Source organism: Microbacterium sp. OR21, assembly GCF_047306785.1.
GTDB lineage: Bacteria > Actinomycetota > Actinomycetes > Actinomycetales > Microbacteriaceae > Microbacterium > Microbacterium esteraromaticum_E.
On record NZ_JAZEXJ010000004.1, the window covers coordinates 63,190 to 83,627 of the forward strand.

Annotated in this window: 18 protein-coding genes and 1 pseudogene; 11 read left to right on the top strand and 8 right to left on the bottom strand. The window is 69.3% G+C overall.

The features are described from left to right. Positions 1–11: 11 nt before the first annotated feature. Genes V2S04_RS12850 through V2S04_RS12860 form a run of 3 tightly spaced genes read right to left on the bottom strand, consistent with a single transcriptional unit; the run spans position 12 to position 4,141 of the window. Positions 12–278, bottom strand: a complete 267-nt coding sequence (locus V2S04_RS12850; RefSeq protein ID WP_099195834.1) for a DUF3039 domain-containing protein — start codon at positions 276–278, stop codon at positions 12–14. 33 nt (positions 279–311) lie between these two features. Further along, on the bottom strand, positions 312–1,877 hold the full coding sequence (locus tag V2S04_RS12855) for a hypothetical protein (RefSeq protein WP_413638837.1): 1,566 nt from the start codon (positions 1,875–1,877) through the stop codon (positions 312–314). Further along, positions 1,853–4,141 (bottom strand): ABC transporter ATP-binding protein, encoded by a 2,289-nt coding sequence (locus tag V2S04_RS12860; RefSeq protein ID WP_413638838.1) that lies wholly within the window; start codon positions 4,139–4,141, stop codon positions 1,853–1,855. Before V2S04_RS12860 ends, V2S04_RS12855 begins: the two co-directional genes overlap by 25 nt. Before the next feature lie 234 nt (positions 4,142–4,375). On the opposite strand from V2S04_RS12860, the gene V2S04_RS12865 reads away from it, so the two are divergent. The 7 genes and pseudogenes from V2S04_RS12865 to V2S04_RS12895 form a co-directional block, all read left to right on the top strand. Continuing rightward, positions 4,376–5,068: an NTP transferase domain-containing protein gene (locus V2S04_RS12865; RefSeq protein ID WP_099197131.1), complete on the top strand. Its 693-nt coding sequence runs from the start codon at positions 4,376–4,378 to the stop codon at positions 5,066–5,068. 87 nt (positions 5,069–5,155) lie between these two features. Continuing rightward, entirely contained in the window at positions 5,156–6,037 is an 882-nt protein-coding gene (locus V2S04_RS12870) for a hypothetical protein (RefSeq protein WP_413638839.1), read from the top strand. Between the two features lie 77 nt (positions 6,038–6,114). Continuing rightward, on the top strand, positions 6,115–6,420 hold the full coding sequence (locus V2S04_RS12875; RefSeq protein ID WP_413638841.1) for a hypothetical protein: 306 nt from the start codon (positions 6,115–6,117) through the stop codon (positions 6,418–6,420). A 59-nt stretch (positions 6,421–6,479) separates the two neighbouring features. Further along, positions 6,480–7,388, top strand: a complete 909-nt coding sequence (locus tag V2S04_RS12880) for a hypothetical protein (protein ID WP_413638842.1) — start codon at positions 6,480–6,482, stop codon at positions 7,386–7,388. Positions 7,389–7,537: 149 nt separating this feature from the next. Then, on the top strand, positions 7,538–7,591 hold the full coding sequence (locus V2S04_RS12885) for a chloramphenicol resistance leader peptide (RefSeq protein ID WP_011113070.1): 54 nt from the start codon (positions 7,538–7,540) through the stop codon (positions 7,589–7,591). 21 nt (positions 7,592–7,612) lie between these two features. Further along, entirely contained in the window at positions 7,613–8,788 is a 1,176-nt protein-coding gene (gene cmx / locus V2S04_RS12890; RefSeq protein WP_071643369.1) for a chloramphenicol efflux MFS transporter Cmx, read from the top strand. Continuing rightward, positions 8,788–9,771 (top strand): annotated as a pseudogene (locus V2S04_RS12895) (IS481 family transposase); the annotation flags it as partial. The gene cmx and the pseudogene V2S04_RS12895, both read left to right, overlap by 1 nt. 814 nt (positions 9,772–10,585) lie before the next feature. Here V2S04_RS12895 and V2S04_RS12900 read toward each other — a convergent pair. Further along, a complete protein-coding gene (locus V2S04_RS12900; protein WP_413638844.1) occupies positions 10,586–11,548 on the bottom strand; it encodes a nucleoside hydrolase in 963 nt (320 codons plus the stop codon). 96 nt (positions 11,549–11,644) lie between these two features. Here V2S04_RS12900 and V2S04_RS12905 point away from each other — a divergent pair, with 96 nt between their 5' ends. Both V2S04_RS12905 and V2S04_RS12910 read left to right on the top strand, forming a co-directional pair. Continuing rightward, entirely contained in the window at positions 11,645–13,234 is a 1,590-nt protein-coding gene (locus V2S04_RS12905) for an acyl-CoA carboxylase subunit beta (protein ID WP_099197033.1), read from the top strand. Next, entirely contained in the window at positions 13,231–13,449 is a 219-nt protein-coding gene (locus V2S04_RS12910; RefSeq protein ID WP_340088873.1) for an acyl-CoA carboxylase subunit epsilon, read from the top strand. Before V2S04_RS12905 ends, V2S04_RS12910 begins: the two co-directional genes overlap by 4 nt. Positions 13,450–13,680: 231 nt before the next feature. On the opposite strand, the gene V2S04_RS12915 is transcribed toward V2S04_RS12910, so the two are convergent. The 4 genes from V2S04_RS12915 to V2S04_RS12930 form a co-directional block, all read right to left on the bottom strand. Beyond that, on the bottom strand, positions 13,681–14,679 hold the full coding sequence (locus V2S04_RS12915; protein ID WP_413638845.1) for a hypothetical protein: 999 nt from the start codon (positions 14,677–14,679) through the stop codon (positions 13,681–13,683). Further along, the gene (locus V2S04_RS12920; RefSeq protein ID WP_413638846.1) at positions 14,676–15,914 is read right to left on the bottom strand and encodes a sensor histidine kinase; all 1,239 of its coding nucleotides are present in this window, start codon (positions 15,912–15,914) and stop codon (positions 14,676–14,678) included. Before V2S04_RS12920 ends, V2S04_RS12915 begins: the two co-directional genes overlap by 4 nt. Further along, positions 15,904–16,566 carry a response regulator gene (locus tag V2S04_RS12925; protein ID WP_413638847.1) on the bottom strand — a complete coding sequence of 221 codons (663 nt, stop codon included), beginning with the start codon at positions 16,564–16,566 and terminating at the stop codon, positions 15,904–15,906. Before V2S04_RS12925 ends, V2S04_RS12920 begins: the two co-directional genes overlap by 11 nt. Positions 16,567–16,629: 63 nt before the next feature. Continuing rightward, positions 16,630–17,829: a class I SAM-dependent RNA methyltransferase gene (locus V2S04_RS12930; protein WP_413638848.1), complete on the bottom strand. Its 1,200-nt coding sequence runs from the start codon at positions 17,827–17,829 to the stop codon at positions 16,630–16,632. 63 nt (positions 17,830–17,892) lie between these two features. On the opposite strand from V2S04_RS12930, the gene V2S04_RS12935 reads away from it, so the two are divergent. Together V2S04_RS12935 and V2S04_RS12940 are read left to right on the top strand one after the other, a co-directional pair. Continuing rightward, entirely contained in the window at positions 17,893–18,540 is a 648-nt protein-coding gene (locus tag V2S04_RS12935; RefSeq protein ID WP_413638850.1) for a Maf family protein, read from the top strand. A 67-nt stretch (positions 18,541–18,607) separates the two neighbouring features. Continuing rightward, on the top strand, positions 18,608–20,377 hold the full coding sequence (locus tag V2S04_RS12940; protein ID WP_413638851.1) for a biotin carboxylase N-terminal domain-containing protein: 1,770 nt from the start codon (positions 18,608–18,610) through the stop codon (positions 20,375–20,377). The last annotated feature ends 61 nt before the right edge of the window (positions 20,378–20,438 follow it).

Genomic DNA, 20,438 nt, shown 5'->3' on the forward strand with positions numbered 1-20,438 from the left:
GCGGGACCGCGTCAGGAGACCATGCTCTCGTAGATCTCCTTGCACGTCGGGCAGATCGGGAACTTCTCCGGATCCCTGCCCGGGGTCCACTTCTTGCCGCAGAGGGCGCGCACCGGCTTGCCGGTGATGGCCGACTCGAGGATCTTGTCCTTCTTCACATAGTGGGAGAAGCGCTCGTGGTCGCCGGGCTCGAGATGCTCTTCACGAAGCAGCTCTTCAAGTTCACGATCGAGCGTTGCCACGCCACCCTGATCGGGGCTGTCCAGCGGAGTACTCATGCCGAGATTCTAGCCGCCTGGGAGCGCTCCGGCTCAGGTGGTCTCCACGAACTCCATCAGCCGCTCGCCGCTGCGTTCGAAGATGGCCGCGCCGATCGCGGCGCCGCCGATGAGCACCACGACACCGGTGATCACGCCGACCCAGAACGTCGTCGGAGCGTGCTGGTCGCCCTCGATGAGCGTCCGCGCGAACATCCAGATCGTGGGCGCGCTCGCCAGCAGAGCGCCCACGAAGGTGAGCGCGGCACCGTACGAGCCGTGCGCCGACGAGCGCTGCGGCTGCTGGAACGGGCTGTCGCCGGGCCGTGACACCGCATAGGGGGCGACGACCGATGCGATGCTCGAGATGCCGAGTCCCGACAGCAGCAGTGCGGCGGTCACGCCGATCAGCGGCAGCATGAGGTGCCAGTCGGCGATGACCGCGAGCGTCACCGAGATGCCGATCGCGAGCACGGGCAGCGCGACCAGCAGCAGCGGGACGAGGCGTCCGAACCGGTCAGCCAGTCCGCGCACACCGCTGGCGATGTGCATCCACAGCGCGGTCGAGTCGTAGGCGACGTCGTTGTGCGGCATCCAGCCGAAGAACAGCGCCATGAGAGGCACGGGAACCAGGGCGGCGATCCACAGCGGCACGCCGGCGACGAGCAGCGGGAAGACCGTCAGCACCCCGGCGATCGGCACGACCAGCAAATTCACGATGTAGCGGCGGTCGCGCAGCCAGTACACCAGGCTGCGCGCGGCGACGGCGCCGAAGGCATTGGCGGGGAGTGACCCGAACCAGCCGAGACCCGACCGCTCGCGCGTCGCGTAGGGGCGCTCGGATGCCGTGAGCAGGCGCTTCACGAGCAGGTTCCACAACAGCAGCATCGCGCCGATCGTCACGACGGCGATCACGCCGCTCGTCCACGCCGCAGACCGCTCCCCCGCCGCGAGGTGGAAGAGGAACGCCTGGGGTGCAGCGAGCGGCGAGAACCCGACGATGCTCGTCGCCGTGTGCACGGCGGGTGGCACCTGTCCGTCCCACCGCAGCGACGCGAAGTACGCCGCGACGGGGAACGCGATGACGATCACCGGCAGCGTGAAGAGCACCGTGAGCTCGCGCGAGCGCCGCTCGGGCAGCATGATGGCGCTGATCGCCATGCCGATGCGTGCGGCGAGCGCGATCGACAGCACGCCGATCGCTCCGAACAGCGCCGCCGCACCCCACGCCACCCCGGCCTGCACGACGATGATCACCACGCATGTGGTCACGGCGATCAGGGCGAGGCTGGGAACGCTGATCAGCGAGGCGAGGACGAGGGTCCAGCCGAGCCGGCGCTCGTCGACGCCGAACGGCCAGAAGCGCCGCGGGTCGAGCTGGTCGGGCGTGCCGGTGAGCATCGGGCCGATGAAGAACGCGAGCATCAGCGCGGCGGCGCCGAGCACGATGACGGTCTCTGCGGTGGGCAGCGGCGCCTCGCCGAGACCGAGGATGGCGACGCAGACGGCGACGGTGGCGGCGACGGATGCCAGCAGCGCGATGGCGGAGCGAACCGCGTGCTCTCCGCGCAGCGCGCCGACCAGCAGCGCGAGCCTCAGTCGGAGAACGTGTGCAGCCACTCGAGCCCCTCCACTTCGCCTCCGGTGCCCGAAAGCTCGATGAACCGCTCGGTGAGGGTCTGACCCGCCCGCACCTCGTCGATGGTCCCCTCCGCGAGCACCTCGCCGCCGACGATCACGGCCACGCGCGAGCACACCCGCTCGACGAGGTCCATGCCGTGGCTCGACAGGATGACCGTGCCGCCGTGCGAGACATACGACCGCAGGATGTCGAGGATGACCCCCGACGAGACCGGGTCGACCGCTTCGAAGGGCTCGTCGAGCACGAGCACCCGCGGCGAGTGGATCAGGGCTCCGGCGAGCATCACCTTCTTGGTCATGCCGGCCGAGTAGTCGGACACGACGCGGCTGAGCGCCTCGCTCAGGTCGAACGCGCGGGCGAGATCCGCCGTGCGCTTCTCGATGACCGCCCTGTCGAGGCCGCGCAGCTGGCCGTAGTAGTACAGCAACTGTCGGCCGGTGAGACGGTCGAACGTGCGCAGGCGGTCGGGAAGCACGCCCATCACGCGCTTGGCCTCGAGCGGCTTCGCGCGCTGGTCGATGCCGCTGATGTGCACGGTGCCGGCATCGGGGCGCAGGAGTCCCGCGATGATCGACAGCGTCGTGGTCTTTCCGGCGCCGTTGGGCCCGACGAGTCCGTAGAACGATCCGGCGGGCACGGTCAGATCGATGTCGTCGACGGCGGTGGTGTCGCCGAAGCGCTTCACCAGGCCGCGGATCCGGATGGCGTCGGAAGGCTCGGTCTCGGTCGCCGGCTCGTCCACGCTGGGAAGGTCGAGCTCGACAGCGGCAGCGTCGGCGTGGGCGGCGGGCTCGGCGAGGTCGGCGGAGGCCTCGACGGCGGGATCGTCGGCCGTGGTCGCATCAGTCGAGGCGGGCTCTGCTGCCGGCGCGGCGGCCGCAGCCGTGTCGTCGACGATCGTCGCGGATGCCGCGACGCTGTTGCGCGGAGGCCGCGCCTCGGCGAGGTCGGCGCTGTTGGATGCGGCGACCAGCCTGCGCGCAGGGTCGGAGTCGAGGGAGATGACCGCATCGGAGGTGATCTCGGGCGTCGGTGCGGTCGCGTCCTCTCCCCGTGCGTCTGCCACCGGAGCGGATGCCTTCTTCGCCGGCTTCCGTGCTGCAGCGGGCTTCCGTGCTGCAGCGGGCTTCCGTGCTGCAGCCGGCTTCGCGGGCGTGGGCTCTGCCGCGGTCGCCTCAGCTGCAGCCGTGCGGTCTGCGGAGGCGGTCTCGGTGGCGGCGGTCCCGGCCGTGCCGGTGTTCGCCGCGGCGGTCTCGGCCGCCGTGATCTTGGAGGCGGCGGTCTTGGAGGCGGCGCTCTTGGCCGCAGTGGACTTGGCCGCAGTGGACTTGGCCGCAGTGGACTTGGCCGCAGTGGTCTCGGCCCCAGCGGTCTTGGCCGCAGTGGTCTCGGCCCCAGCGGTCTTGGACGCGGCGGTCTCGGCGCCAGCGGTCTTGGACGCGGCCGTCTTGGCGGGTCCCGCCGCCTTAGCAGGTGCGGGGGCCTCGGCCGCAGCGGGGGTCGTGCTCCGTGCGGAAGTCGTCGCCGTCTTCTTCGTCGCCGCGGTGTCCGCCGCCGTCGTGGTCTTCGCGGTCGTGGTCTTCGCGGTCGTGGTCCTGGCAGCGGCGGACTTGGCTGTGGTCTTCGCCGCTGTGGTCTTCGCCGCTGTGGTCTTTGCCGCTGTGGTCTTCGCCGCGGTCGACTTCGCTGTAGTCGTCTTTCCAGCACTGGTCTTTCCAGCACTGGTCTTTCCAGCACTGGTCTTTCCAGCACTCGTCTTCGCGGCACTGGTCTTGGCCGCGGCGGTGGTGCGCTTGGCGGCGGGCTTCGACACGTCGTCGCCGACCGGGGTCGCGTTCGCCGTGCTCTTCTTCGCATCGGCTGCGGTCTTCTTCGCCACGGACTCCGCCTTCTTCAGCGCCTCCGTCCGCTTGGCGGCGGCCGTCTTCGCTGCGGCACTGCGCGCGGCGGTCGTCCGACTCGCGGTCTTCGCGGCCGCGGCCGCGGTGGTCGCCTTCTTCACGGCGGCCGCACGGCCGGCATCCGCCTCTGCGGTCTTCTTCGCCGCGGCCGACCTGGCTGCGGCCGTCGACGCGGCCGCTCTCTTCACCGCCGCAGTCTTCTTCGCGTCGGCTGCGGACGCACCGGAGGTGCGGGGCTTCTTCACGGGCGTCTTCTGCTCGGCGGACAGGTCGGAGGCATCCGCGATCGAGTTCGGTGTGTCGTCGATTCGGGCATCCTCTGGTTCTCGCGCGGCAGTCACCCGTCTACGGTACCAACCGCCGCTGACAGCGCCGGGGCGGCGTCATGAGCACGAAGACGCCGTCACGCAACCCCCTTGCCGACACTGAGAGATACGTGTGCAATCGATCACGAAAGAGCAACAGGAGCGCCTCCACCGGAGCTCTCTCAGTCACCATCGGTAGCATTGCGGAGGCACGAAGAGGTGTCCGGTCGGTGAACCGACCGCGAACACCGTTCTTTCTTAGGAGATTCCGTGACTCTTCAGACCGTCATCCTCGCAGCCGGCATGGGCTCGCGCCTCGGCCGCGCCCTTCCGAAGCCGCTCACCGAACTCAGCGACGGCCGCACCATCATGGGCCAGCAGCACGACAACATCCGCGCGGTGTTCGGCAAGGCCGCGCGCATCACCACCGTCGTCGGCTACCGCGCCGAGACCATCGTCGAGGCCTTCCCGACCGCAAACTACGTGCACAACGAGCGCTACGACGTGACCAACACGTCGAAGAGCCTGCTGCGCGCGCTGAACGCCACAGGCAAGAGCGGCGTGCTCTGGATGAACGGCGACGTCGTGTTCGACCCGCGCATCCTCGGCCGCGCCATCGAGTTCATCGAGCGCGACCAGTCGTTCGTTACCGTCAACACCTCGAAGGTGAGCGACGAAGAGGTCAAGTACACCGTGACCGCCGAGGGCTACATCGACGAGCTCTCCAAGACCGTCAAGGGCGGCCTGGGCGAAGCTGTGGGCATCAACTACATCTCGTCGCGCGACAAGAAGGCGTTCATGCGTCAGCTGCAGCGCGTCGATGACCAGGATTACTTCGAGCGCGGTCTCGAGCTCGCGATCGCCGAAGACGGTCTGCTGCTCGAGCCGATGGACGTGTCCGACCTGTACGCGGTCGAGATCGACTTCGCCGAGGACCTGGAGCGCGCGAACCTGTTCGTGTGAGCCGACTCGCGAGATCCGAAAGCCCCGCCCTGTCAAGGGGGTCGGGGCTTTCGGCTTTCTCGCGGACGGGGTGCATAGGATCGCCGCATGCGTGAGAAGGTCCACAAGATCCACTCGCTCCCGGAGGACTCCCCCTGGGACAAGCCCGTCCCGCCGGTGGGTTCGACCGAGCATCCGCTCAGCGTGCGCAGCCTCGACAGGGTGATGACCGTGCAGCGGCCGCTCGTCGTCGCGCACATCCGCAGCATCCGGCGTCGGTACCCTGAGGCAGATCCTGAGCAGATCGTGCGGATCCTCGAGGCCCGCTACCTGGGCGCCGTGACAGCCGGCGGAGCCGCCATCGGCGCGACCGCCGTCGTGCCCGGCATCGGCACGGGCGTCACGCTGGCCCTGTCGGGTGTCGAGACCATCGGCTTCATGGAGTCGACCGCGCTGTTCGCCCAGTCCGTCGCCGAGGTGCACGGCATCGCGATCGAGAACCCCGAGCGCGCTCGGGCCCTCGTCATGACGCTCATGATGGGTAAGGAGGGCGTCGATCTCGTCTCCCAGCTCGCGCGGCAGGCGACGGGCAAGGGCGGCACCCGCTCGTCGTACTGGGGCGAGATGGTGACCAAGTCGCTGCCCCGGGCGGCGATGGGCCCGATCGTCGATCGGCTGAAGTCCGAGTTCATCCGGCAGTTCGCCAAGCGCGGCGGCGCATCCTTCCTCGGCAAGGCGCTCCCCTTCGGGGTGGGCGCGGTCGTCGGCGGTGCCGGCAACCACCTGCTGGGGCGCCGCGTGCTCACCACCTCCCGCAGGGCGTTCGGCGCAGCGCCGGCCGTGCTTCCCGTGGACCTCGAACCGGCACCCGGAAGCGAGAAGCTGGAGGCGCGGATGCTGCGGGGCGCGCGCTTCATCGGTTCGAAGCTGCGGCGCGGACCGCGGGAGATCGAGTCTTCGACGGAGTCTCCCTCCACAGACAGCGAGTGAGGTCGAGTTCTGCACACGGCTGCAGCCGTCACCTGCTGCCCGGCCCTGAGGTCTGAGCTCGTTCCTACCGTGACGGGATGCTGCATTCCATCGACCCCGCTCAGCCCCCTCCCCCTGTCGCCTACTGCGTGCCGTGGGTGATCCCCCGTCGCGACCGCACGCACCCGGTGGTGCTCAACGCCGGTCGCGAGCCGGTGGACTTCGTGCGCGTCTTCCGCGATGACCTCGATCACCGGCAGATGGTCGATCTGTGGGGGCAGGTGCTGCCCGGCGAGAACGTCGAGCTGTGCCTGTGCGCCTCCGACCCCGACGAGGCGGTCGTGACGATCGGCTGGTTCCGCCAGCTGGACGGACTGGAGTACGTGTGGCGATTCGTCGTGTGACGAGGCTGGCTTCGGGTCGCGTCGGCATGAATGTCGGAGGTGCGTCCTACTCTTCGAGTATGTCCATCGCATCGCAGGATCCGTTTTACCGGCAGCGTGAGCTGCTGGATGAGTGGGTCGAGGTGCGGACGGAGATCAACCGGCTCGAAGCGCGGGCGGCGGCGCTGCTCGCGGCTCGGATCGAGGTGATGGAAGCCGATGTCGCGGCCGCTCCCGTGCACCGTGAGGCGATCCGCCGATCGATGGTCGCGGAGTACTCCGCGGCCGGGCGGATGGCGAAAGGCACCGTCGAGCAGGCGTTCGCCGAGGCGCGCGCCCTGCACGACGACTTCCCGAACCTGCGCGAGTCGTATGCTGCAGGACGGGTCAGCGCCGCGCACGTGCGAGAGATCCTCCGAGCGCCAGGCCCACTGATCCAGGCGATCGGTGAGGGCGCGGCGACCGAGGCGGATCACGCGCTGTACGAGGCGGCGGCCCTGGAGTTCGCCGAGACCGAAGCACCCGCCCGCACCCGCGCGCACGTGCGGGAACTGATCGCCGCCCTCGTACCGCAGACGATCACCCAGCGGCACCGCACCGCCGTCGCCGAGCAGTCGGTCACGGTGCGCGAGCTCGACGATGAGATGGCGCTGCTGCAGGCCATCATGCCCACCTACAAGGCCGTCGCGATCCTCGACCGGCTCACCACCATCGCCCGCGCGCAGAAGCAGCACCCCGAGAACCGCCACCCCACCCTCCCCACCGACCTCGACGCCGACCTCGAATACGAGACCGGTCGCGCGCAGGCAGAGGCTGAGGCGCGAGCGATCTTCGGCAGCGACGACACCTACACCACCGACCCGTTCGACCTGCCCGACCCGTTCGACCTGCCTGGGGCGTGGGAGGCCTATGAGGACGCCATGGACCGTCTCCTAGATGTGATGTCCAGGGACGTTGTTCTGCCCCCGCGCGCAATGACACCGTGCTGATTCAAGAAGCATCTGTCCAGACCGCTCACCATTGAAGGCATGTAGAGTTTGGGGCATGTCGAGTCCCGAATCAGACAGGTCAGGGGTTGTCGGTCACACCGCCAGCCCCTTGAACCACTAGTTACGACGCCCACGATCTGTGTGGGCGTATTTCTGGCGTACCCGGGGCACTGGCCGTGGTGACAAGAAGAACCATTTCTTGATCTCACACCTCGGAGTACTCGATGCCTTTTGCTCTCTACATGCTTGCCCTGGCGGTCTTCGTCATGGGCACTTCAGAATTCATGCTCGCGGGATTGCTCCCCGCGATCGCGACCGAACTTGACGTCTCGGTCGGCACTGCAGGCCTGCTGACCTCCGCATTCGCGGTCGGTATGGTCGTCGGCGCGCCAGTGATGGCGGCATTCGCTCGCAGTTGGCCACCGCGGCTCACATTGATCGTTTGCCTTCTCGTGTTCGCGGGAAGCCACGTCATCGGAGCGATGACACCAGTGTTCTCTCTCCTGCTCATCACCCGGGTGCTCAGCGCTCTCGCAAACGCAGGATTCCTCGCCGTAGCACTGAGCACGGCCACTACCCTCGTGCCAGCGAACCAGAAGGGGCGTGCACTGTCGATCCTGCTCTCCGGCACGACGATCGCAACCGTCGTGGGCGTCCCCGCCGGGGCACTGCTCGGCACAGCGCTGGGCTGGCGAACGACGTTCTGGGCGATCGCCATCCTCTGTATTCCCGCGGCCGTTGGAGTCATTCGGGGCGTCACGAACAATGTTGGTCGGAGCGCGACTAGCGCGACCTCACCAAGGCTCCGTGCCGAGCTCAGCCAGTTGGCGATGCCGCGGCTCATCCTGGCCATGGCACTCGGAGCGCTGATCAACGGAGGGACCTTTGCGGCATTCACCTTCCTGGCACCCGTCGTGACCGAGACCGCGGGCTTGGCCGAAGCGTGGGTGTCCGTCGCGCTGGTGATGTTCGGCATCGGATCGTTCCTTGGCGTCACGATCGCAGGACGACTATCAGATCAACGACCTGGCCTCGTGCTCGCAGTCGGCGGACCGCTGTTGCTGACGGGCTGGATCGTGTTGGCAGTGGTCGCATCTCATCCCGTTGCGCTTATCGTCCTCGTCCTCGTTCAGGGCTTCCTGTCGTTCGGCGTCGGCAGTACTCTGATCACGCGTGTGCTGTATGCAGCATCGGGTGCGCCAACGATGGGCGGTTCGTACGCAACCGCAGCATTGAATATCGGAGCTGCCGCGGGGCCTGTGCTTGGTGCGTTCGGGCTCGCGACCGGGCTGGGGCTGCTCGCGCCGGTTTGGGTCGCCTCGGTGCTGACAGCGATCGCTCTCGCCATCATGCTTCTCACCGGACGCGCGCTCACGAAGACCGCGGCGGAGGCCAATTGATGACCCATCCGAACGCTCTTCTCACTCCTCGTGCCCGTCTCCGGTTAGCCCGACTGATTGTCGAAGACGGCTATCCGGCCACGATCGCCGCAAAGATGTTCATGGTTTCCCCGATCACTGCCCGGAAATGGGCCGGCCGCTACCGGGAAGAGGGCGAGTTTGGGATGCAGGATCGCTCCAGCAAGCCGCACCGGATCCCAGACAGGACGCCCGAGCATGTCAAGAAGAAGATCATCAACCTGCGCTGGCGGCTTCGACTGGGGCCAGCCCAGATCGCTGCACGACTTGGTCTCTCGACGTCGACTGTTCACGCGGTCCTCGTCCGTTGCCGCGTGAACCGCCTCTCGCATATCGATCGTGTCACTGGCGAGCCATTGCGGCGATATGAGCATCCTCATCCGGGATCGTTGATTCATGTCGATGTTACGAAGTTCGGCAACATCCCCGACGGCGGTGGACATCGTTACGTAGGTCGGAAGCAAGGCGCACGGAACAAGCTCGCGACTCCGGGATTACCACGAGGAAAAGACCACAAGCCGCGCACCGGAACGGCGTTCGTTCACACAGTCATCGACGACCACTCCCGCGTCGCATACGCAGAAATCTGGTCGGATGAGCAGGCGAGAACAGCGGTGGGAGTTCTCGAACGCGCCGTGGACTGGTTCGCCGAACGAGGCGTGACCGTCGAGCGAGTCCTATCCGACAACGGGTCGGCCTACAGATCCCACGCATGGAGGGACTTCTGCGCTCGGCTCGGCATCCGACACAAGCGGACACGCCCCTACCGGCCGCAGACGAACGGGAAGATCGAGCGATTCCACCGCACGCTCGGGGACGGATGGGCCTATGCCAGGTTTTACGGTTCAGAGGCCGAACGACGCCTGGCGCTGCCCGGCTGGCTCCACTTCTACAACCACCACCGACACCACTCTGCGATTGGCGGCGCACCCTTCGACCGACTCAACAACGTCCCTGGACATCACACCGAACACGGCCCGACCGTGATCCGGATCCCCACCGACACCCGCGGGTTGGACGAGATCCGCACGGAACTGCTCAGCGACCTCCTCCTCACCGCGAACCCCAGTGAGATCATGGGCACCGGGCTGGAGAACATCCATGCCCGCATCCAGGTCACCGTCGCCGCCACCACCCTCACCGGCGCCGACGAGCACCCCGCGCAGCTCGACGGACACGGCACCCTGCACCCCGACATCGCCCGCCACCTCGCCGGAGAGTCCACCGGGTGGACGCGGCTGTTCCTCGATCCCACCGGACTGGTCACCGAGACGGACACCTACACCCCTACCGAGCCGATGCGCCGCTTCCTGCGCGCCCGCGACCAGCACTGCCGCTTCCCCGGCTGCCGCATGCCCATCCACCGCTGCGAAACCGACCACACCCACGACTGGGCCCTCGGCGGACCCACCCGCACCGACAACCTCGCCCACCTCTGCCTCACCCACCACAGCCTGAAACACCCCGACATCCCCGACGAGTTCCGCTGGACAGCCAGACAGCTCCCCGACTGGACCCTCGAATGGACCAGCCCCACCGGACGCACCCACCACGACAGACCACCCCGCCGGGTCATGTTCACTCCCAGCGAGCCACCACCGCCGACACCGCCGCAGACATGGGCGCCGGCCACCGTGCCGGACGAGCCAGAGCCGTCGTCGGCAAAGACGCAAGACCGCTGGGCGGTCCACGGCGAAGCGCCTCCGTGGGACACCGCGGTGTCCTGACCGGCGATCTCCTCACCGGCGGTTGATCAGGTCGCCTCTTCGGGCGCGGCGCTCACTCCCCGGGCAGCGCCAGCACGGTCCGCACGAAGAGGTCGGCCACGGCATCCGCGTCGATCTCCAGAGCTACCTGCGAGCGCGACCACTCGTCGTCGAGGCCGTGCAGCCGGTCCTCACCGGCGAACGCGCGACGGTCGACGACGGTCTGCCCGCGGCTGTACCCGCTGAGCTCGACGCGCACCGGCAGCGACTCGAACCGCACCAGCTCGGGCGCGACCATCGCGCACACGGCGCCCGCGTCGCCGATCAGGCCTGTGTACATCAGCGACTCGTCCTCGCTCAGCGCCACCCGATGGCCGAGCAACTGCCCGACGACACGGCCGACGCGATGCGAGCCCGACGCGAGCTCGTCGGCACGCGACTGCGGCACCGCCACACGGTTGAACACGTCCAGTCCGTACATCGTGGTCGGCACACCGGCATCCATCACGATCGCCGCCGCCTCGGGGTCGTGCCAGACGTTGAACTCCGCTACCGCTGTGGCGTTGCCGACGCTCGCCGACCCGCCCATGAACACGATCCGCTCGATCCGCTCGGCGACCTCCGGGTGCGTGCGCAGCAGCAGCGCCAGGTTCGTCTGCGGCGCCAGCGCGATGAGCGTCACCGGGGTGGGATGCTGCATGATCAGCCGGCGCATCAGCGCCACGGCCGACTCGGCGACCGCGCCGCGGTCGCTCGCCGGCAGCGCCACGCCACCCAGGCCGTCGGCGCCGTGCACATGCGACGCCGCGCGCGCCGGCGCGAGCAGCGGGCGTGATGCACCCCCGGCGACCGGCACATCCCCGGCACCGGCCATATCCAGGATCCGCAGCGTGTTGTCGACGACCTGCTCGAGGCCCGCGTTGCCCGCCACGCAGGTGACGCCGAGCACCTCGACATCCGGGTGAGCCACGGCGAAGAGCATGGCCAGGGCGTCGTCGATGCCGGTGTCGACATCCATGATCACGGGGACGGGCATGCACACGAGCATACGCAGGGAAAGGCCAAAGGAATTGCGCTCCCGTTGTGCCGAGCATCCAACAGCGGAACCGGCCCCGGCGCTAGGGTGGAATTCGTGACGGACACGCCAGACCTCTCGACCACGGCCGCCAAGATCGCGGACCTCCGCTCGCGCTTCACCGACGCGGTTCTCGAGCCCGAGAAGATCGCCCAGCAGAAGCAGCACGCCAAGGGCAAGATGACCGCCCGCGAGCGCATCGAGCTTCTGGTCGACAACGGCAGCTTCGTCGAGTTCGACGAGTACGTGCGCCACCGCACCACCGCCTTCGGCATGGACCGCAACCGTCCCTACGGCGACTCCGTCGTCACCGGCGTCGCCACCATCCACGGGCGCACCGTCGCGGTGTACTCGCAGGACTTCACCACCTTCGGCGGCTCGCTCGGCGAGGTCGCCGGCGACAAGATCATCAAGATCATGCAGTTCGCCTTGCAGGGCGGGATGCCCATCATCGGCATCCTCGACTCCGGTGGCGCCCGCATCCAGGAGGGCGTGCTCGCGCTCAGCAAGTATGGCGAGATCTTCCGGCACAACACCCGCTCATCGGGCGTCATCCCGCAGATCTCCATCATCATGGGCCCTGCCGCCGGCGGTGCCGTGTACGGCCCCGCCTTGACCGACTTCGTCATCATGGTCGACAAGACCAGCCAGATGTTCGTGACCGGCCCCGACGTCATCAAGACCGTCACCGGCGAGGACGTCGGCATGGAGGAGCTCGGCGGTGCACTCACGCACAACACCCGCTCCGGCGTCGCGCACTACCTCGCCGAAGATGAGGACGACGCGCTCGACTACGCGCGCACCCTGCTCAGCTACCTGCCCGACAACAACATGGCCGAGATCCCGGCGTACGACTCGCTCTTCGAGTGGGAGACGACGGATGCCGATCACGTGCTCAACCGGATCATCCCCGACTCCCCCAATCAGCCCTATGACATCCACACCGTCATCCAGCACGTGGTGGATGCGGGCGAGTTCCTCGAGGTGCAGCCGCTGTTCGCACCGAACATCGTGATCGGGTTCGGCCGCGTCGAGGGACGCTCGGTGGGCATCATCGCCAACCAGCCCTCGCAGATGGCCGGCACCCTGAACATCGAGGCGGGCGAGAAGGCCAGCCGCTTCGTGCGCTTCTGCGACTCGTTCTCGATCCCGATCGTCACCCTGGTCGACGTGCCCGGATACCTGCCCGGCACCGACCAGGAGTGGACCGGCGTCATCCGCCGCGGCGCGAAGCTCATCTACGCGTACGCCGAGGCGACGGTGCCGATGGTGACCGTCATCCTGCGCAAGGCCTACGGCGGCGCCTACATCGTGATGGGCTCGAAGCAGCTCGGCGCCGATGTGAACCTCGCCTGGCCGACCGCTGAGATCGCGGTGATGGGCGGCCAGGGTGCCGTCAACATCCTCTACCGCGGTGAGATCCGCAAGGCTGAGGAGGCCGGTGAAGACGTCGCCGCCGTGCGCACGCGCTTGGCCAACGAGTACACGTACAGCGTGACCAGTCCCTTCCTCGCCGCCGAGCGCGGCGAGATCGACGGCGTCATCGAGCCCTCCGCCACGCGCGTCGCCATCGCGAAGGCGCTGCGCGCCCTGCGCGGCAAGCGCGCCGAGCTGCCGCCCAAGAAGCACGGGAACATCCCGCTGTGACCGAGCCCGACGAGACCCCGCGCATGGAGATCGTGCGCGGCAACCCGACCGAGGAAGAGCTGGCGGCGCTCATCGCGGTCGTCGCCGAGGCGTACTCGCACGAGACCGAGGAGGCGGTCGCCGAGGAGCCGCGGATCTCGGCATGGCAGCGCACCCAGCGCGGCATCCGCCGTCCGCTGCGCCGCGACATCCCCTGGGGCCGGTACTCCGGCTGATCCGAGCCAGGATGCTGGAATATCGGTACTTCGAGGATACGAGAAACATGTCCCCCGAAATACCTACAGACAGGGTCTGCACGGCCCGCCACACTGATAGAGACGCTTCGCGTTAGGCGGCTGCTCTGTCCCCAGGGTAGGCAGACGCAGCACCGCCCACCAGCGGACAGTTTTCGGGTAGCTGTTCCGCACCTGGCGAGGGGCCGGCACACATGCCGCCCCTCGCCTCTCTCATTCCGCCACGCGACGGATCTCGTGCCAGAGCTCGACGGCGTCGTCGTCGGTAGCCCCGCCCGCGGTGCGACCGACCACTGTGACCGCGTTCGTGTCGTCACGGCCGGCGCGGATGATGAGGCGGTTGGAGCGCGCTCGGGCGAGGACGTCGGCGAGCTCGGCACGGATCTCCTCGATGCGGTCCTCGTCGATGCCGTCCAGTCCGCCCTCGTCGAACACCGTCACGGTCGCGCCCGCGCGACGCGCCTCGGTGATCGCCTCCCGAACCGCCGCGCTCATCAGGCTGCCGCCGCGCAGCTCGTCGCGGAGTGTGCCCTCCGCCAGCCGCGCCTCCAGTCGCTCCTGTTCGGTCAGCTCGCCTCGCGCGGCCACGGTGCGGCTCAGCACCGGCCCGGCCACGGCGAGGGCGCGCTGGGCGCGCACCCGGCGTTCGCGCTGACGCACGAGCTGGGTGGCATGCCAGGCGGACACCGCCCGCTGAATGTCGGCGAGGCGCTCGGTGTCGCGCACGGCGCGGTCCCAGAAGAGCACCAGCAGCTGTGCCACGACCACCCAGGTGATCGAGCCGACCAGGCCGAGGGTGAACGCCTGCCCGATCCCCATGAACGCCGACGCCACGAGAACGAGTGTGACCAGCATCCCCCAGCCGAACACCGGGCGACGACGAACGATGCATACGACGGCCAGCAGGCCCGTCGCGCCGATGTACCAGGTGGCGAACGGCGCACCGCGCAGCGACGGCTCCAGCGCGAGGCTGACCAGGGTCGGCACGATCGCGCTGGCGCCCAGAGCCAGAACCGCGGCCGCCACGGGCAGCCGCACGTCGCCGGGAGCGGTGAGCACTGCGGTCAGCGTGGCGGCGAGATAGAGCGCGATCGCCGCGACGATGAGCAGCGGCCCCTGCGGCTGCACCGTCCACGCGATCCCACGCGCGGCGAAGTACAGCGCGAACCCGAGGGCCAGCGACGTGGTGATGCTGCGCACCGAGCGCCTCATGACGGCTCCCACCCGAGAACGACGGTCGTCCCGTCGGCATCCGAGACGATCTCCGAGGTGCCGGCGACCGCCGCCATCCGCGCGACGATCGACGCGCGGATGCCCAGGCGGTCCTCGCCGATGGCATCCGGGTCGAACCCGGGCCCGGCGTCGAGCACGGTCACCCGCAGTCGATCGGCCGCGGCCGACTCGACGATGACGTGCAGACCGTGACCGTCGGCGTGGGCGAGCGCGTTGCCGATCGCCTGCCGCGCGGCGAGCACGATCGCGCGCGCCACCTTGCCCGGCACCTCTGCGTCGGCCGCGCCGCGCTCCTCGACCACCGCGTCGGCGCCCTGCTCCGACAGGGTGCGGCGCAGCTCGGTCACGATCTGGGATCGTGCGACGGGCGCGTCGCTGCCCTCCTGCGCGATCGACGCCTCCGTGTTCGCGAGCCGGGTGAGCGCCTCTCGCGCCATCGCGACGGCCAGCGCCCGCGCGCGATCGCTGTCGGCGCGCTCGGCGGCGATCAGCGCGGCGAGCACGCTGTCGTGCATCAGGGCCGACATCGCCACGCGCTCCTCCTCGGCAGCCGACGCCGCGGCCGCGGAGGCATAGCCCTCGACCGCCCTCGATCGCGCCTCGTCGACGCCCGCGGCGATCTGGCGGAACATCCACGCCAGCGAGATGATCACCGTGCCGAGGATGATCGTGAACGACACGTCGAAGCCGGTGCTGATCCACCAGCTCTGCTCGAAGCCGCCCTGCACCAGGCGCACCCAGCCGTACAGGATCGGCAGGGTGAGCGCCCAGATCAGCTGGATGCGGGTGGTGAAGGCCAGCATGGCGGCGACGACGCCGATGTTGACGAGGAAGAAGATCCACGGCTGGTTCGACGGGTCGCGCACTCCCCCCTCGACGACGACGGGCCACAGTGCGAGCGCGATCGCGTAGGCGACAGTGAAGGTGCCGGCAGCAGGCTTGACGCCCTTGCCGATCACGCATGCGACGATCATCCACAGCAGCGGCAGGAAGACCAGCGCCATCATCCCGATGCGGCCGGGATCCGGGGGCGCGAGGCGGGTGACCGCGGCGAGCAGAGCCTGCGCGCCCAGCGCCGCCGAGCCGATCGCAGCGACCGTGGAGAGGATCCGCTCCATCCGCTGCCCGGTGAAGCGCTCGAGCCCGATGCCGACCTCGCGCTGCGAGGGGATGCTGCTCCACGCCTCCTTCAGGCTGCGGTCGTCAGTCGTCATTCGGCACGCCGTCCGCGGCGACGATCCCGTCCTCCATCGCGCGGCGCAGCAGGTCGACCTTGGTGGGCGCGGGGCGCCCGACCTCGACGTACTTCACCCTGATGCGGGTGATGTTCTCCTTCGCGGTGGAGTAGGCGACCCCGAGCCGCTCGGCGACGGCCTTCAGCGGAAGGCCCGCGGCATACAGGCGCAGCACCTCGCGCTCACGGGTGGACAGCTGCGCATCGGCGAACTCGCGGTCGCCGTCGACGGCGCTCGCCCATTCGACGTTGTTCAGCGCCTCGCCTCGGGCCACCGTGTGGATCGCCTCGAGCACGTCGTCGAGGGTCGAGGACTTGCTCACCACGCCGGCCGCGCCCGCGACCAGCGCCTCACGCACCGAGGCCGGACGATCGGCCACACTGTGGATGACGACGCTCGCGCCGTCTGCGACGAGAGTGGTGACGTTCTCGGTCACGGTCGTGCCGTCGCCGAGCGTCAGATCGAGCACGACCACGTCGACGGGCGGCTCGGACGACGTCGCCCGCCAGGTGAGGTACTCCTTCACCGTTGCGCCGGAGAACACGACGCGCTGCTCGCCGTCACGCAGGCAGGCGGCTTCCAGGCCGAGGCGGACCGACTCGTGGTCGTCTATGAGGGCGACGGTGCTCATCCCGTCAGCCTACCGAGTGCGAGCGGGTCGACCGGAACACCGACCTCGCCCCGAGCCGGCGGCTCAGCGGCTCAGCAGCGCGACGGCCTCGAAGTGGTGCGAGTGCGGGAAGAGGTCGAATGCGCGGAGCGTCTCCACATCCCAGCCGAGCTGACGGAACGTGCCGAGGTCTCGTGCGAGCGCCACCGGATCGCACGCGACGTAGACGACGGCCTCGGGGTCGAGGGCGTGGATCGACTCGACCACACCCCGCCCCGCGCCCGCCCGCGGCGGATCGAGCACCACGGCGCCGGCGCGCGTTCCGTCCGGGGCGCCGGTCAGGAAGCGGTCCACGCGGGCGGTGACCGCGTGGACGTCGACATCGGCCAGGTTCGCGGCGGCGTGCTCGGTCGCCCGACGGTCGGACTCGACCGTGACGATGTCGGTCGCGCCCTGTTCTGCGAGCGTCGCCGCGAACAGGCCCACTCCGCCGTAGAGATCGAAGTGGGTGGCATCCGGATCCACCCGACCGGCGAGCGCCTCGGCGACCGCGTCGTGCAGCGTCTCGGCGGCGCGCGGGTGCACCTGCCAGAACCCGGCCGCGTCCAGCTGGAACCGGCGAGCGCCGACCTGCTCGAAGACCACCTCGGAGCGCCCCCGGCGCGCCCCGTCCGGGCGCGGCAGCACGCGCACACGGCCGTCGCCGGGTTCGACCAGGTCGACCCGGCCCGGCTTCTGCGAGCGCAACGCGAATGCCGCCGCCGCGACGGCGGGCCTGGCCAGCGGCAGGGTCGCGACGTCGATGACGCGGTGGCTGCGCGCGGCGTATGGTCCGACGCGGCCGTCGGCGTCGACGTGCAGCGAGACCCGGGTGCGCCACCCGGTGCCGTCATCGTCGCCGACCGGCTCCACGACGGGCGCGGAGAGGCCGGTCCCGGCGAACTTGTCGAGCGCCTCCTGCAGCACCTGCTGCTTCAGCACGCGCTGGTGACCGAGCTCGATGTGCCCGAGATCCGCGCCGCCCACCCGCTCCGCGGGGGTGCGGGAGACATCCGCCTCGGCCCAGATGTGATCGCGCCGGTGCGGCGACGGCTCGAGCACCTCGACGGTCTCGGCACGCCAGAAGCGCTTGCCGTCCTCGCCCGCGGTGACCTCGGCGCGCACCCGCTCGCCCGGGATCGCATCCGGCACGAACACCACGCGCCCCTCGTGGCGGGCGATGAACGTGCCGCCGTGCGCGATACCGGTGATGTCGAGGTCGAGCGTGCGCGCAGAAGAAGTCATCCCTCCAGGATCCCACACCCGCCCTCGGACTCTCCCGAGCACGGCACGGGCTACCGTGGTCGCATGCGCGTGTGCCTGGCATCCACCTCCCCCGCCCGTCTGATGCTGCTGCGACAGGCCGGCATCGAACCGCTCATCATCTCCCCCGCCGTCGACGAGGACGCCGTCGCCGCAGCCGCCACCGTCGACCGCGGTGCGGCGCTCGCGCCGGACGAGCTGGTGCTGCTCCTGGCGAGGGCGAAGGCCGCCGAGGTCGCCCACCGCATCCACGACGAGCGCCCGGACTTCGACGGCATCGTCATCGGCGGCGACTCGATGTTCGAGATCGACGGACAGGTGCACGGCAAGCCCTACACGCCCGAGGCCGCCCGCGAGCGGTGGCAGCGGATGCGCGGCGCCACCGGGGTGCTGCACTCCGGGCATTCCGTCTTCCGGGTGGCTCCCGGCACCGAACCGGTCGAGGCGACCGCGGTCGCCGAGGCGTCGGTCACCTTCGCGGCGGACGTGACGGATGCCGAGCTCGACGCGTACATCGGCAGCGGCGAGCCGCTGCACGTGGCCGGCGCATTCACCGTCGACAGCCTGGGCGGCCCATTCATCACCCGCGTCGAGGGCGACCCCTCCACCGTCGTGGGGATGTCACTGTCGACGCTGCGACGACTCGCGCAGGAGCTCGGCGTGATCTGGACGGATTTGTGGTCCCAGCCCTAACCGATTCGATGATTTCTTGTGGAGAGTCGTCAAAAAGATCCGCGTCGACCTCGCTAGGCTGAAGCTCATGCCTGATATCGCCAAGGTGCTCATCGCGAACCGCGGCGAGATCGCCGTACGCATCATCCGCGCCGCCCGGGACTCCGGAATCTCCTCTGTCGCCGTGTACGCCGACCAGGATCGCGACGCCATGCACGCGCGTCTCGCCGACGAGGCCTACAGCCTCGACGGGTCGACCAGCGCGACCACCTACCTGCAGATCGACAAGATCCTCTCGGTCGCGCGTCGCGCCGGAGCGGACGCCGTGCACCCCGGCTACGGCTTCCTCGCCGAGAACGCCGACTTCGCCCGGGCCGTCATCGGCGCGGGCATGATCTGGATCGGCCCGTCGCCCGAGGCCATCGAGGCGCTCGGCGACAAGGTCACCGCGCGCCATGTGGCCGAGAAGGTCGGCGCACCACTCGCCCCGGGGACCCCGGGGCCGGTGGACGGCGCAGACGAGGTCATCGCCTTCGCGAAGGAGCACGGCCTGCCGATCGCCATCAAGGCCGCCTACGGCGGCGGCGGGCGCGGCCTCAAGGTCGCCCGCGAACTTGACGAGGTCGCCGAGCAGTTCGAGTCGGCCACCCGCGAGGCCGTCGCGGCGTTCGGCCGCGGCGAGTGCTTCGTCGAGAAGTACCTCGACAAGCCGCGTCACGTCGAGACGCAGTGCCTCGCCGACGCCGCCGGCAACGTCGTCGTGATCTCGACCCGCGACTGCTCGCTGCAGCGCCGCCACCAGAAGCTCGTCGAGGAGGCACCCGCGCCGTTCCTCACCGACGAGCAGAACGAGCTGCTCTACTCGGCGTCGAAGGCGATCCTCAAGGAGGTCGGCTATGTCGGTGCCGGCACCTGCGAGTTCCTCATCGGCGCGGACGGCACCGTGTCGTTCCTCGAGGTGAACACCCGCCTGCAGGTCGAGCACCCCGTCTCGGAAGAGGTCACCGGCATCGACCTGGTGCGCGAGCAGTTCCGCATCGCGGCCGGCGGCACGATCGACTACGACGATCCCGCGCCGCAGGGGCACTCGATCGAGTTCCGCATCAACGGCGAGGACCCCGGTCGCGGGTTCCTTCCCCAACCCGGTCCGATCAACGTCTTCAAGACCTTCGGCGGCCCCGGCATCCGCCTCGACTCCGGCGTCACCGCCGGCGACACCGTCTCCGGCGCGTTCGACTCGCTGCTGGCGAAGATCATCGTCAGCGGACGCAACCGCGCCGAGGCGCTGGAGCGCTCGCGGCGCGCCCTCGACGAGTTCGAGGTCGCCGGCATGCCGACCGTGCTGCCGTTCCACCGCAAGGTGGTCAACGACCCGGCGTTCGTCGCCGCCGACGGTGACTTCGGCGTGTACACCCGCTGGATCGAGACCGAGTTCGTCAACGACATCCCCGCGTGGGACGGCGAGCTGGAGAACCCGGTACCCGCCCCCGGTCGGCACACCGTCGTCGTCGAGGTCGCCGGCAAGCGCCTCGAGGTCAGCCTGCCCGACCGCGTCGCCGCGACCGTCGCCGGCACCGCCGGACGGCCCGCGGCCGTGCCGCCGTCACGCCGCAGTCACACCGCCACCGCGAACGCCGGTGCGTCCGGCGACGCGGTCAAGTCGCCCATGCAGGCCACCGTCGTCAAGCTCGCCGTCGAAGAGGGCCAGCAGGTCGTCAAGGGCGACCTCGTGGTCGTGCTCGAGGCGATGAAGATGGAGCAGCCGCTGCAGGCGCACAAGGACGGCGTCATCAGCAACATCGACGCGACGCCCGGCACGACCGTGTCGGCCGGGCACCAGCTGCTCACCATCAGCTGACGGACCACATGAACGCGGAAGGCGCGCCCCCTCGGGGCGCGCCTTCCGCGTTCGCAGCGTG

Coding starts and splice junctions, on each gene's coding strand:
- V2S04_RS12870 (WP_413638839.1), top strand. CDS start 5,156: ATGCGTGAGAAGGTCCACAAGATCCACTCGCTCCCGGAGGACTCCCCC.
- V2S04_RS12875 (WP_413638841.1), top strand. CDS start 6,115: ATGCTGCATTCCATCGACCCCGCTCAGCCCCCTCCCCCTGTCGCCTAC.
- cmx (WP_071643369.1), top strand. CDS start 7,613: ATGCCTTTTGCTCTCTACATGCTTGCCCTGGCGGTCTTCGTCATGGGC.
- V2S04_RS12940 (WP_413638851.1), top strand. CDS start 18,608: ATGCCTGATATCGCCAAGGTGCTCATCGCGAACCGCGGCGAGATCGCC.
- V2S04_RS12850 (WP_099195834.1), bottom strand. CDS start 278: ATGAGTACTCCGCTGGACAGCCCCGATCAGGGTGGCGTGGCAACGCTC.
- V2S04_RS12880 (WP_413638842.1), top strand. CDS start 6,480: ATGTCCATCGCATCGCAGGATCCGTTTTACCGGCAGCGTGAGCTGCTG.
- V2S04_RS12930 (WP_413638848.1), bottom strand. CDS start 17,829: ATGACTTCTTCTGCGCGCACGCTCGACCTCGACATCACCGGTATCGCG.
- V2S04_RS12935 (WP_413638850.1), top strand. CDS start 17,893: ATGCGCGTGTGCCTGGCATCCACCTCCCCCGCCCGTCTGATGCTGCTG.
- V2S04_RS12920 (WP_413638846.1), bottom strand. CDS start 15,914: ATGACGACTGACGACCGCAGCCTGAAGGAGGCGTGGAGCAGCATCCCC.
- V2S04_RS12925 (WP_413638847.1), bottom strand. CDS start 16,566: ATGAGCACCGTCGCCCTCATAGACGACCACGAGTCGGTCCGCCTCGGC.
- V2S04_RS12900 (WP_413638844.1), bottom strand. CDS start 11,548: ATGCCCGTCCCCGTGATCATGGATGTCGACACCGGCATCGACGACGCC.
- V2S04_RS12915 (WP_413638845.1), bottom strand. CDS start 14,679: ATGAGGCGCTCGGTGCGCAGCATCACCACGTCGCTGGCCCTCGGGTTC.